General features: G+C 44.2%; 12 protein-coding genes and 1 pseudogene. 4 read left to right on the top strand and 9 right to left on the bottom strand.

From position 1 onward, the window contains the following. Window positions 1-91: 91 nt before the first annotated feature. A pseudogene (locus L3V32_RS26225) lies at window positions 92-734 on the bottom strand (IS4 family transposase); the annotation flags it as partial. Between the two features lie 662 nt (window positions 735-1,396). On the opposite strand from L3V32_RS26225, the gene L3V32_RS07145 reads away from it, so the two are divergent. After that, on the top strand, window positions 1,397-2,233 hold the full coding sequence (locus tag L3V32_RS07145) for a hypothetical protein (protein WP_213963496.1): 837 nt from the start codon (window positions 1,397-1,399) through the stop codon (window positions 2,231-2,233). Window positions 2,234-3,111: 878 nt separating this feature from the next. On the opposite strand, the gene L3V32_RS07140 is transcribed toward L3V32_RS07145, so the two are convergent. The 3 genes from L3V32_RS07140 to L3V32_RS07130 all read right to left on the bottom strand — a co-directional run bounded on the left by L3V32_RS07140 (window position 3,112) and on the right by L3V32_RS07130 (window position 5,029). Continuing rightward, window positions 3,112-3,633, bottom strand: a complete 522-nt coding sequence (locus L3V32_RS07140) for a Fe3+-citrate ABC transporter substrate-binding protein (RefSeq protein ID WP_212668980.1) — start codon at window positions 3,631-3,633, stop codon at window positions 3,112-3,114. A gap of 308 nt (window positions 3,634-3,941) precedes the next feature. Next, window positions 3,942-4,571: a tyrosine-type recombinase/integrase gene (locus tag L3V32_RS07135; RefSeq protein ID WP_054866453.1), complete on the bottom strand. Its 630-nt coding sequence runs from the start codon at window positions 4,569-4,571 to the stop codon at window positions 3,942-3,944. Continuing rightward, complete coding sequence (locus tag L3V32_RS07130) at window positions 4,571-5,029, bottom strand: hypothetical protein (protein WP_064369724.1); 459 nt, start codon at window positions 5,027-5,029, stop codon at window positions 4,571-4,573. The genes L3V32_RS07135 and L3V32_RS07130 overlap by 1 nt, the downstream gene beginning before the upstream one ends. Window positions 5,030-6,073: 1,044 nt before the next feature. Between L3V32_RS07130 and L3V32_RS07125 the strand changes: the two genes are divergently transcribed. Beyond that, window positions 6,074-6,961 carry a hypothetical protein gene (locus tag L3V32_RS07125; RefSeq protein WP_017634088.1) on the top strand — a complete coding sequence of 296 codons (888 nt, stop codon included), beginning with the start codon at window positions 6,074-6,076 and terminating at the stop codon, window positions 6,959-6,961. A 108-nt stretch (window positions 6,962-7,069) separates the two neighbouring features. Here L3V32_RS07125 and L3V32_RS07120 read toward each other — a convergent pair whose 3' ends face one another. Further along, the gene (locus tag L3V32_RS07120; RefSeq protein ID WP_017634087.1) at window positions 7,070-8,566 is read right to left on the bottom strand and encodes a hypothetical protein; all 1,497 of its coding nucleotides are present in this window, start codon (window positions 8,564-8,566) and stop codon (window positions 7,070-7,072) included. Next, window positions 8,559-9,953: a hypothetical protein gene (locus L3V32_RS07115; RefSeq protein ID WP_213967110.1), complete on the bottom strand. Its 1,395-nt coding sequence runs from the start codon at window positions 9,951-9,953 to the stop codon at window positions 8,559-8,561. Before L3V32_RS07115 ends, L3V32_RS07120 begins: the two co-directional genes overlap by 8 nt. A gap of 309 nt (window positions 9,954-10,262) precedes the next feature. Between L3V32_RS07115 and L3V32_RS07110 the strand changes: the two genes are divergently transcribed. Together L3V32_RS07110 and L3V32_RS07105 are read left to right on the top strand one after the other, a co-directional pair. Then, on the top strand, window positions 10,263-10,658 hold the full coding sequence (locus tag L3V32_RS07110) for a hypothetical protein (RefSeq protein ID WP_213963493.1): 396 nt from the start codon (window positions 10,263-10,265) through the stop codon (window positions 10,656-10,658). After that, window positions 10,655-11,170 carry a metal-dependent hydrolase gene (locus L3V32_RS07105; RefSeq protein WP_213963492.1) on the top strand — a complete coding sequence of 172 codons (516 nt, stop codon included), beginning with the start codon at window positions 10,655-10,657 and terminating at the stop codon, window positions 11,168-11,170. Before L3V32_RS07110 ends, L3V32_RS07105 begins: the two co-directional genes overlap by 4 nt. Before the next feature lie 414 nt (window positions 11,171-11,584). On the opposite strand, the gene L3V32_RS07100 is transcribed toward L3V32_RS07105, so the two are convergent. The 3 genes from L3V32_RS07100 to L3V32_RS07090 form a co-directional block, all read right to left on the bottom strand. Then, the gene (locus L3V32_RS07100; protein ID WP_213963491.1) at window positions 11,585-11,773 is read right to left on the bottom strand and encodes a hypothetical protein; all 189 of its coding nucleotides are present in this window, start codon (window positions 11,771-11,773) and stop codon (window positions 11,585-11,587) included. A 244-nt stretch (window positions 11,774-12,017) separates the two neighbouring features. Continuing rightward, on the bottom strand, window positions 12,018-12,284 hold the full coding sequence (locus tag L3V32_RS07095) for a hypothetical protein (RefSeq protein ID WP_237284029.1): 267 nt from the start codon (window positions 12,282-12,284) through the stop codon (window positions 12,018-12,020). Then, a complete protein-coding gene (locus tag L3V32_RS07090) occupies window positions 12,277-12,762 on the bottom strand; it encodes a hypothetical protein (protein ID WP_237284028.1) in 486 nt (161 codons plus the stop codon). The genes L3V32_RS07095 and L3V32_RS07090 overlap by 8 nt, the downstream gene beginning before the upstream one ends. Window positions 12,763-12,772 lie beyond the last annotated feature (10 nt).

Here is a 12,772-nt window from a genome sequence, read left to right as displayed (position 1 = left end):
AGAGTTTAGTTGTTGGAGTGATAAGCCGTAGCATTAATATTACGTACCTCACATCTTAACAAGGCTCTGGCGGATCCCCTCGAAATTACCCCCACATGATGATTTCGGTCATCAATGCCATGAGCAACAAGATATCTATGCGTTTGGTGCAACGTGTCCGGTTATGACGTAGCGCCAACCCGTAGGCTGGACTTTTTAAATCTCGGAACGACTCTTCAATTTGCATTATTTTTGCGTACAAACGGGTGATATGAATGCCGTTAAGCACATGATGGGAATGTTGGTCACCAGAAGCCAAGGTTCTTTCACTCCTTTATAGAACACTTTTCCTGCCGAGTGTTTTTGGCAGGTTCGACTATGGCGATGGGCTTTTCTGCCTTTGGGGCGACTTTTGTATAAGTAAGCAAAGTGCTGAAGCGGTGAGCGCTTAGCAAGTTGGTTTCCTCCTAAAAATAGCGACTTATCTGTTGCTTGGGGATAAAACGTTTTATTCCATTGTCAAGAGCCCTCATTACACTTAATCGATACTTCACCACATACATCTCCAAGCCAGAACCAACATTTGTTGGCGACTTGCCTGAACCATGTATTTCTAAAGCCAGCGTCGGGGATAATGATAGGCGTGCAGCCTTGGAGTTGCAGAGATTGAAACTTATCAAGAAAGTGCTGATAGGTCTTGGGTGAGTTGTAGTTTTTGTACTCAAATACTGCTCATAAAGCGTGACGACACGACCTGCTCTGATCCAGTGATATTGAAGACTCTCGTAAGAGACTTTTTCCATACTTTTAGTAATTCAAACTTTGCTAATTTAGCAATATTTCTAAAACGTAAATGTCCAAAACTGAGTTTTGAGGCCAATTTCACAAGTGTGTTCACCAAGCGATTTTGTCGTATGTTCGTATTTCAGAGGGCTAAGAAAGAAAAGGAGGAGTGACGATGCCATACAAGCAAGTCACTTTACCGCCGATGTACGCCTAGTCCATTTGTTCGGAAAAGCTAGACGCATTAAATTCGCCCGTCGGTCAAATGGTGACCGTGTTGAATGAGAACAGCGAGAAAATAGTTACCAGAGAAGATTTTGATATGCTCTTAGAACAAATTGATGTGCGGGAAAAAGCATCTTCATGACACTTTAATTCACATTAATATCTGCCACGAAGGCTGTGCAAGCAACATTGAGATAAGTGTGTCATAACCATTTTTGAAATAGTTAGTGCCCCAAGAATCCCTTATTTTCTTGACGGCTCCCATTACCGTTCTTTATCTTCAAGTCAATAATTTAAATGAAAATGATTATCACTCATTTTTAAAACTTTAGTTTGATTTTATATAAATTGAATTGTTTATGTAATTGGTTTTATATGATGACATCTTGTCAGCATATGGAGCTTTAGGGTGGGGTCTTACAAAAAATACGTTGGAATTTTATTCGTTTTATCAATGTGTAGCTTTAACAGTTACGCCGGAGCAGACGCTTTTAATAATGAGCTTTGTAATTTATCTCATGCCGGCTGGAAGAACGATAAGAACTTGAGTGCGGCTGGGTATGAGTATTGTGTAACCGGGACTGTATTTGACCAAGTTATTAACCTAACTCAATCCCCTATTTACGTTTCCACACAAAAGGGGAAGGTGAAAAAGGTACAGGGCGAGAGCAAATTTAAACTAGCCTTCTCTCGCCGTGTACATTTCCTTTCACAAGAGAACGTTCGGTTCTACAGAATATTCACAAAGTTGGTGATCGCTGACGATAGTTCTGCAAACTCAGCAAAAGAAAGGTATAAATCCTTGATGCAGAACATTTCATTTGATTCTGGTGAGGCAGTGCAGCCATTTCGAGTAAAAACCATCGGCTACGAAGCTCCAATTTTTATTGGATCGTTCAATGAGAAATTTTCACAAAAAGGTTTGCAGTTAGCGAGCTCATCCCCAATGGCAGTGGGACCAGGAGTAATCATAGGAACTGGAGCAGCAACAGGGTCTGGCAACGCATGGGATAGCGATAAAGCATGTGGCGGTGACATTGTAAGAGGTGGCATTGTTGGGGGATTGACGGCAGCTGCTGGCTTGGCTTTAGCATTACCAGGAGGCGTGGGATTCATTGTTGCAGCTGCGGCTACATGGGCTGTAAATCGCTCATTAACAGGCATATGCGCTTCATGCCACGTTTCGTACTGTGACAATACTGAAGAAAGCAAACACGGTATAGGAGGAGGTAGTGGGAGATTTTAACTTAACGAGTGCGACTCTTATCACTATCATTTTGTTCGTTAACTTCTTCTTAACAAGAAAGCAAAAGCACCTTGATGGGTTCTATTTGAATGCCTACATACTGGTGATGGCAATAGCGCTAACAAATTTCGACATTATCACTATCGCACAACTGCTTGGTGCAAGTCTGGTATTTTTGATTGCTAGTTATGAACCGATAAGAACGAAACTCCCACTGCAGGGAAAGCCGTTATTCATAACGCAAAATGGTATATACATAGCGCTACTCTTAAGTAGTTGCATCGGTTGATGTCGAGTATGTGTTCTGTAAAGACAACTTGCCTCGCCAAGTGCGAGGCTTTTTATTGCGGCTTTCGAAGCCGGTAGGATGGCTCTAATTGTGGGTCATGCATCAGCCTCAACGTATAAACTCTACGCACCATATTAGAATAGAGCTTTTTCCTGAAAATGAACGACTTTTCCTTCTTTGATGTTCAGCAACTACTTACTTTTCAACAAGTCGCCCTCTCTAAAGTAAAATTCTTCCCTATTATGGTCAATACAAGCAAAGCTCTTCCCCTTTTTGAATTAACTTTTAAGTGATGCGGATTGGTAGTTTCTTGAGTCAAAAGCACTATCTAGTTGTTGGGCTTTTCGCTGAAACGGGCGCCCCCTCCAAAAAACCGCCGCTCGCTTGCTGTTGAGCAACGATATTGAGCTGGTGGCCATGTTCCACCAGCCGTTTGAACTCACATAATTTAATCGGTGTAATCTGTGCCATGATGCAAACTCGTCGTTTTTGTATGTTTAAAACGTCACGTTTTAAATTAGGAGTAGATTATAACCATAGATTAAATAGTTACAAGTCGTGTTCGGAATGTATATGGGCGAAAGAAAAACTATTTAAGTTGTACGCTGCTGACCTTTTCAATGTGTAACAATACGTCCATCACATCACTGTGAGCTTTGAGTAACTTTCTCTTAGCAAGAGTCCATGCCGCCAATTTCCCATGAGCGCTCACACTTACCTTAATGAAATGCTCGCGCTTCTGGTCGTTCTCATCGTACTTGGTGTACCGCGCCACATAGTATTGCTTACCATCAATGGTAGTTAACCGTGGATCGAGACTTTTCGGCAATCGCGCCAGTAAGTTGAATTGCTTGCGAACGCGATCCCAACAACGCCCCCATAGTTCCTTGCCGATTTGGTTGCGTATTTTGGTTGCCTTGCGTAGTCCTTTCTTTTCACCAATGCGAACAAACCCGACAGAACGACGAATATAACCACCCTCCGGCTTAGGTACACTAACGGCGTAGCAAGTCTTTTTCTTGGTGATAAATCGATAGCCTGTGTTAGATACGAAATAAGCATAAGCGTTACGACACTCTGACACTCTATAACCCTCAAAAAAACAAAACATGCGATTCCTTTCGGTTGGATTTAACTGGCCATTGCTGCCCTTTCTTGGCCAAATGAATAACGTTACAGCGTAACTATGTTTTTTATATTCCTAATTAATGCGACAGATTGATAGTCTTTAGGTCATCATAGCTGAAACCAAGCACTAGCTTGATTGCCTTTTTACTGAATCCTTGCTTCATTAATTCTCTTACCTTGGCTTGAGTTCATTCGGAATCGGGGTTCGGGAAAGTTCCTGTTGTCGAAGCTTAAATTCGTTCACTCGCAAGTTCGCGTTCATCAGAGCTTTACACATAATTTCCCCTCCCTTTATTCTGCCTTTGGTTTTAATGAAATGCCTGTTGTGTACTCTTTCGCTTCATCGTGGAACGTTCTTAAGTAGTGGTCAGTCACGGCAACACTAGAATGACCAAGCGCGTCCTTAATCACTTTCAAAGAGGCTTTCTTTTCAAGCAGTAGCATGGCGTACATTTTTCGCATCGAGTGTGTTGATAGCTGGTATGGCAACCTCAACTCCATTGCTATGCGCTTATACGCTCGGTTGATGTACTGGATGCTGATCGCATTGCCCTTTTTGGCCAAGTGGTGGTTGGATTGAAACATCAACTCATTATGGCCATTGTGTAGGTAGATACGCTTAATAAGTTCTTCCAGTTCGGCGTTAACGTGGATGGTGATTCGGGCGGCTTCTTTAGCGGCCTTTTCACTCTTACCTCGGGTCATACGACCTTTAAAGCCTTTTGACTGCACAATGGTAAATGACGACCTAATCACGCCATTTATCATCACATCGCTGAATTTTAGCTTCGAAATGTCGCAATAACGTAAACCTGTACGCACCTCCATTTCAATCATCATCGAGATAAGCGGGTTTATGTCATCCATTAAACGGATGATTTTTTCCAATTCGTCTAAGTCACGCGCAGGGAAAGCAGCCATTAGATCAACTCCACTTCATTAGCATTAACCGTCTTAAACTCACCACCAACGAACACCTGAATTTGCAGGGTTCGAGATAGCAAGCCAAAGCCCAAGAACAAGCCGAGCTCCCCATCGACACACACAAAATCGTGGTGAACAGGTAGGCGGCCAAAGTGGTTAATCATCTTGGTTTGTGCTTGAACACTTTGAGGCTCTTTAATGGTATTGATAGCAAAGCGAAGCTGAGAGCGAATCTTTAGGGCATTGGCACCTTTTCGCGCCTTGCTGATCGTGCCTTGCACACAAGGCAAGCCGTAGAAGTTGCGAATGACAGCGGCGGCTTGCTCTTGGCCTCCACACTCATTAATTAGCTCATCCAGAGAGATAAGAATAAGGTCATGATGACGCTCTTGGATGGCACTGCGTTTGCTCGCCCATTCATCCGAAAGCGACACCAATTCATTTTTTTTAAACATTTTTGCTGATCTTTTTTGGCAAAATGCCAGTGTTTGCTCAGAACATAATATATTCCACCGGAATATATTTTGCAACCATGTTCGGAATAATTCTATTGTAAGTACAAAGAGTTCCAAAAGCGGGCGATTCATCAACTTTTGACAAATAACGCAACAGTGCTCAAAACACCACCAGCAAAAAGCCATTTTTTATCAATATTCCTATGGAATATTTAGGTTCATTCATACAAAATGCCAGGATTAGAAAGCAATCTTAGACATTTGATAAGTTATTGTTTTTATTGGATTTCATGTCTTTTTGTGTCGATGGGCAGCGACAAAACATTGTATAAGTTAGTTTCAGTTCTGTGTAGAACTGAAACTAAAAGAGGTTTTTTTGAAACTAGCCACGACAATTACCCGTCTGTGGCAATGTAATGACGGTGTTACGGCGTCACGCGACACGAACAAACATGCATATCCTCAATTATTATGCGGTATAGGTCACGTTCTCAAAACCTAGCTGCTAGTAACGATATGTTTGCATTATTTTGCATATCTAGACAATCAAAGATCACAGTCTCATAATACTCCGCGAACATCAGCTCGGTTGGCGAGAATCCCCTAAACTCTTTCCAAATCAGAGCTATATACGTATTGGCTATCCAGTCAATTGGCTTAAGAGATATAGATATGCATTGCACGTTGAATCAATTAATTCCAGTCGAAATACTAGATAAATGTGACCTATCCCTAGATGTATTTAGCAGCTCGTTCCTCGATGACGCGACCGACATTTGCATGATGCATCTTATCCAATCGCATCCGAACGCACTATGCAATTCATCCATTAATCGTGATGACGTATTAAACTTCGTTCGAGATCACTTCTCCGCTTAAAAAGCAACACTTATAACGTTCTTCTGTTCGTTTTTTATTTAATTCCGAACACAAAAACGGTATGCTACGCATCAAGGATAAAGGTAGGGTTTTTCGTTACTCGCATACGCTCAGGGATGGAGTGTAACCTTTATCCTCCAATGTGATTTGGAGCAACCGTTCACCATGATTAATAAAAAAAATACTGAAATTAAAGATTTAAAAGCTATTGATATAGAAACACTTAATCAATTACTTGCAAACAAACAAACGGCAGATGCGCGCCTAAAACGTGCCTTGAAGCACCGCGCGACTTTTTCCGAACAAATAGATGGCAAGGAAGATAGTGGACTATTCAATGATCGCATCGTAGCTGTAGTAAAACGTGGTAATCCGACCACTCGTTTACTTGAGTATATTGAGGCCGCGAAATCAGCCAATAAAGAGCTTTTAGAGCGCGCACCTCAATACTTCAACAGCTCATCTAACTCATTTAAAGAGACGACCGTAATTGAGAACGTCCGTCGCGTTAACATCACAATTAATAAAGCAGCTAGCAGCCAGAAAGTCACTGGTGCACGTCTAGCCAAAAGACTTGAAGCATACCTACGCGACCTCGACCGTAAACTCTCCTACGATCTTCCAGAAGATGAGAAAGAACAGCTCACTAACAATAAAAACACTGCATTGAATGAATTGAAATACTTCAAAGACAATGCAGACGTTGAGTTTAGAAAGCGCGGTCAAGAACACAATGACATTGTCGCTATTATCCATACCTATGATGGCAACAATGGCGGCATTTCTCGCGTAGCTAAAAAGGTTCACGTTAACGCTGGTGGCCTTGTTCTAATTAGGCATCGCTCTTGTAAAGATCACGATGTGCTAATCACAAACAACACCACTGAGGGACGTTCGATATTCGATGAAGCGAATGCTTTTAAGTCGGTACTGTACCCTAACGCTAATATGTATATAGAAAGCGAAGTTGACGCTATTCGTGAAGCCAGAAAAGAGCTTAGAAGCAAGAACGAAAGCAAAGCACGTTCGCAGTTCGATGGATTAGTGAACTAAGGTTTTAAGCTAAATTATTGTTGTTCCGCTTTGATTGGTGATTTGGTGGCGATATTTAGCGGTATCGCCACCTTTTCATATTACTTTTATATGTTGGCACCAACGGAATTAAGCATCGTCCGATTCAAGCGCTTCCAGTACCCATTGTTCTACGGAACTGCGAGACTCTAGCATGCTCTCTGTTACTTCCATTTCGTGCGGCACATAATCTACCAATTGAGAAAAGCAGTATGTATCCCAACGGTCAGGTGATGGGATGTTCATTTTCTCTTTCATCATCGGTTTTGGCATCATTACCCATTGGCCTGACTCGTTGATTGCACAAGGTATTTTACTGCCTTGTTCTGCCGTCTTGACGTTCTTATCTATCTGCATGCGGCCTTGGTTTATCGCATCCCGAGCCATAACATTGGCATACGCACGCTGGTTAAAGAAACGCTGCTTATCGCTGGTGGAGTGCATCTTCTTACCCCAACGAATGCGCTGTACGCGCCGTCCGTAGCGTTCTAAGCAAGTCGCCGTGTCATAACCTACACCGTCACTATCCACTGCTATCGTGATGTTTGGGTACAAGTCCTCACTACACTCTGCATGGATAATGTCAGCGAACCGAACCGGATCGACCGTGCTTGGTTGTTCAAGCAATTTCACGCTCTTAACGATGCGCTCCATGCGTTGACCCCAAACCTTGCAGATATTGAGTATCGAGCGGTCACGACCATTACCCACGTCCACCAGCGCAGCCCAACCCCAACCATCGGGCATATCGAGGTTGAGCCTTGCGCTTTTGTCCAGTGCATCCCGACTAAGCAGCATGCCAGCAATGGAACTTGGGAACTCCCCACGTACTTTAATCAGGTATTCCGGTGCCTCTCGACCGCCATACTCCAATCGCTTATCGAGGATAAATTCCACGGTTACGAACGGAGATTCCTCGGAGTTAAGCCGGATGGCTCGCCATCGACCACTAGGCTCGGCTAATCGGTGATGCGTATCGTAGAAATAACCGCTAGGGCGCGTTGGCTGGCTCAATAACAGCATTCGGTTATCTTTCTCGGTCAATGCACCCGCTAACACACCAAAAGCCTTGTCAGAGACGCCTGACGCCTCATCGACAATAACAAACAAGTGTTTAGCGTGTTCACCCGCTAGCGCTTCCTCGTTACCAATACGGCACGATTTAGCACTGGTTTGCCAGATACCTTTTGCTGAGTTTTCAAAAAAGGCTGTCTCGGTAATGGTGAAGTATTGCTGCAACCAACCATGCTTTTGTAAGAGCGTGTTCCAGTTGGATTTTAGGTACTTCCATACACCGATTTGTACCTGTCTCGCGTTGTTCGCCACCAGCACAACACGCGCATTGGGGAAGCAGAGCATGAAAGCAATGATCATGATACTGGTCATGTCTGACTTGCCTGTACCGTGGCCAGAGCTGACAGTCGTTCGCGCACCAATACGCTGAGCACTATCAATGATTTTGCGCTGCTGCCAGCTCGGCTTCTTACCGACTAGCTCAACAGCGAGGCGTTTCCAGTCATAGCGATACCGCTTAACTAGGGCAGGGTAACGGGGATCTTGTGTTACGCTCTTTATTCGTCTAGCCACCAAGTACCTCGAAGCTGTCTACATCGTCAAACCCCGACACTCCCTCGTTATCGAGGTCATCATAGGCTTGCTCTTTAGCGGCTTCGTTTTGTATTTGGGATGGGGATAGGGTAGGTTCTACGCCGTTCTCTAGGTCTTCGGCTTCTTTGATTCGTCGGTTTACTTCTTCTTTGCGCGCAGGTAGCCAGTTATCTTGCTGCTCAATCTGCTCTAACGTGTAGTCATCAAACAGTTCATCCAGCTCTTGCTCACTGATACCAGTGTCGTCTACTTCTGGCTCTAGGTTCGCTAGTTCTACCTTAGCTTCATGCAATAGCGTTGCTGGTGGACGTGCGCCTAACTTCTCGATTTGCTGACACGTCTCTAAGGCTGTCCAGTTGTTCTTAGTGCGCAGAGAAAGCATTTCTATTACTAGGCTGGTTTCTTCCGCTGGCAGTAAGTGTGGCATCATCAATTCAGCGTATTCCTGTTTACGCAAATCGATATAGCGCTTGGCCTCTTGTTTGGCCATCGTGGAAATACTTAATTCCAGTTCACGCAATCTGGTGCCATAGCCAAAGATGAGACGGTCACGCATGGCGTTTATGTCTACTGGCTGGTTTTCGTCATCGAGCGGAATGTCTCCGCTTTCTTCCATTTCATCGATCTCTTTAAGGCGTTTAGCTAACGTCTCATTCATTCGGTAATACTGCGAACGGGCAATAATCAGTTCGTTGCAAACCGAAAGCGGATCGGTATCCATGAGAATATCCATGATTTCGCCAGTAATACCCGCACTACGGGCATAACCACCATGCACAACAGGGCGACCCACTTGAGCACTGGAATACTGCGAAAGTCCCTCAACTGATCGCGGCTTGCGCAGTGATCCAATACCCCCTGTTTTCGCGCGATCGCCTTGCGCACTTTGCGCTTGCGCAGTTGCCCCCGCTTCTTTGGACTTTGATTTATCGCCCCTTTTTTTCTTCTTGTCGTTTTTCGCTTCTTGAAATTTCGCTAATTGCTCATCGTAAAGATCAAATAATCGATCAAACTCGGGCAGCGATCGCATGGAATTAAACTGGCGGCGCAATGTCGCACCGTTCACCCCTTTATCTTTCGCAAAAGCGGCCATCGTGAGCGTTGGGTTTTGAGCGCCACGCACGAGAAATTCTTTCAAAAGGGAATGCCAGTCATTGCCCTGACTGGTCTTTTTCGCTTTGATTTTTGGCATAACGGACGGTTGGAACTTGCCGCCCGTTTTGGCTGGCCGTTTTATATATCGCTTAGCGGTGCCGTACTTCAATCCGTTGGCTTCGCAATACTCGGCCAGCGTCAAAGTCGGCTGCTTCTCTAACTGCTCCCAAAACTGCTGTTGGTGAGCCTGATAGTCAATCTTGCCGGACACGGTTAAACCCCATTCATTTTGTTACATTCGGAATAATACAGAGTTTAAACAGGTAACAACAACACGAACGAGGCCATTTAAAACAATCATTTTATCATCAATATGGCTTTAAAGACAAAATCTAATAACGCGACATTAAATAGTATTTACAGTAACGATTTTCTGCATATAATCATGGCCAGCTAGTGAGTAACGCTACTCATGTACAATTGATTCTGCGGCACGATATAGTAATTGGCTGCGTTATCTCACTAGCCACCTTTCCCCCATACCCAAGACAACGCGCTACGTGACAAAAGGAATACCCCCTTGAAAGCATCCGAGCGCATCAAATTCAGACACAAAGCCAAAACCAAAGCACGACAAGCCATGTTTAGAACCCGCCAACGGGAAAAGAGATTAGCGCTACTTCAAGTGCGAATTTCACGCCTTGCTCACGCAAAAGCATGCGAACAATGCGAACAGAACGGGACTACCCTGACCGAGCTGTATCAGTTGGCCATCAACAACACCGATCCAAACCAACTACCAGAAAAGCACCCAGAAGTAATCGAGGGCGACCTAGTAGGGACACGCCAAATCAGTCCTTGGATTGATCCCGAAATTGCAAAGACGTTTGAGAAATTGGCCACCAACTACCGCAATCGAACCATAGCGATGAGTGCTATCGTCTATGCGTATTGCGCTCGATGCGAAGCTGAATGAACCGAACTGGACACGCTTGGGGCGCACTGTGCTTTGCGCCCGTTCCTCTCGCCTTAATGGCAGACACAACACCACTGCATTCAATCCTGGCATTTCTTGGTTGCTTAAGCGGTTCGAGCGCACCGGACTGGCTTGAATTTGACAGAATCCCGCACCGAACTTACACCCACATCCTTTCGATATGGCTCGCTGTAACGGCTTATGGCTATCATTTGGCAATAGGGGATACATTCATACCCATTGAGGCGCTAAAAGCCACCAGCACGATTCTAGGTGCGATTCTGTGTGGATTTGGATGCGGTTGTGTGTCGCATTGGCTTGGGGATGTGTTAAACCGCCAGCCAGTGCCGATTTTTACCCCATTTGATAGGTACTGTTTGAATCTATTCGCTTCGGGGAGCCACCAGCGAATCACATGCGTATTCATTTTCTCGGTAGCATGTATTTTAGTTGGCTTTTTACGGCCTTTGTCATTCCGAATAGACTTGTTAAAAATGGCGTTTTTTACATAAAAAAAGGCCACGTTTTACCGTGGCCTTTTGATTTTGAGGAGTTGTCAATAACAGGTAATTCAATAACCAATCAATTGGCCATCTATATTTTGGAGTATCCACGTCCATTTTCTTGCGAGCGAGGTAAATATAGGACACTCAAAACGCCTTTTCAATAGGTTGAAACGCGACACATAAAAAAGAGCCAGTATTTCTACCAGCTCTTTAACTCTCTTTTGCAAACCTTCTTTGAATCACTCGCCGAAGCTGTACGCTTCACACGAAAACAAGGCAATTATATTGATACTTACCTCGAAAAATCAAGAAAAAAGCGCCAATGGAATAACCAAAGGCGCTTGAGCACAGTTGTCTAAGATTTTTAAAGGAAAACACGGTCGTCACAATGGCAACCATGTAACTCGCGTATGAATAAATTTATCTGTTCGGAATTATCAGTTCAAGTATTTTTTCGCTTTCAGTTTGCTTTAGATGATTGTTTGTCTCGTGAATCATCTTGCGTAGGGCGTTATCCAGCTCTTTGGTGTACAGCTTATCCTTGGCCAGTTCTCGCTTAAGGATGCGATCGTGTTTGCGATACCAGAATAGTTCGTGGACTTTTCTCATGATACCTACTCTCATAGGCGTTCTTTGGTAGGGGATAGATAGAACAAAGGGCTGACCCTCTTTCGAAGATCAACCCTTTGCCCTCTTTGGGAGCCTGTAGGTTTTACCCTACAACGCTTGCACAACCTTATTAAACAAGCGCACCGTATAGGAAGTCGTATCCGTCACTGTCCTATGGGGAAGTATACTAAACCCATTCCGAACACAGTACAATATTAGTTTATAAATTGACTTTTGATATTGCTCAAGCTTTTGATTTATTTTGTCGCTTTTTGCTGGTGGCTTTCTTGAGTGTTTCATAGTAGCCAATCTTTATCAAAAATAAGTACCAGAGCGCATTAAGAGGCGTGATTTGCCTAAACTGTAGGTCAGCAAACCAGAATCGCTTTTTCAGATGCTTAATGGCCATGTAGGCTAACCATTGGTGTTTGAATCTAAGTACCGTCACTAGGCGCGCTTTCTTCACCTTAAGCGTGAATACATAGGCTCTTGTCTTTCCTGTCTTACTCATTGCTTGCTTTCCCCTCTAACTGGTATCTAAGCGGAGCAGTAAGCCATCCCCAACGTTTATGTCGCCATATGTCGCTAATCGTGGACTGGTGAACGCCATATTCCTCGGCTAGCGTGTGTTGGTATACCTGTTTAGTGAATAACAGCTCGTAGATGCGTAGAACTTCACTAGGGGATAACTTGGATGCGCAGTTCTTTCCTCGGCGGTCTACGTTGTCCTTTACGGCCTTTTCAGCGGGTACACCAGCCTTAAGGCGTCTTAGCACTCTGCGGTAACTGGTGTCGGTAGCGGCGCATAGCTGTCTTGCGGTCATTACCTTGCCTTGGTAGGTCACAAGGTGCTTGGTAGCCTCGGCCAGTAGTTCCTCTCCGGTTCGTAGTCCTTTGTGATACGCGCGATAAAGGGAAGTCATTGGATAGCCAGTTAACTGAGCGAGACGGTACACGCTCATCGATTGACCCTGATATTGAACACTCATAGTAGCTCAC

The organism is Vibrio sp. J2-4 (genome assembly GCF_021728155.1).
Lineage (GTDB): Bacteria > Pseudomonadota > Gammaproteobacteria > Enterobacterales > Vibrionaceae > Vibrio > Vibrio diabolicus.
Note: the sequence above shows the minus strand (reverse complement) of the source record. Positions and strands in the feature narration are given on the sequence as shown.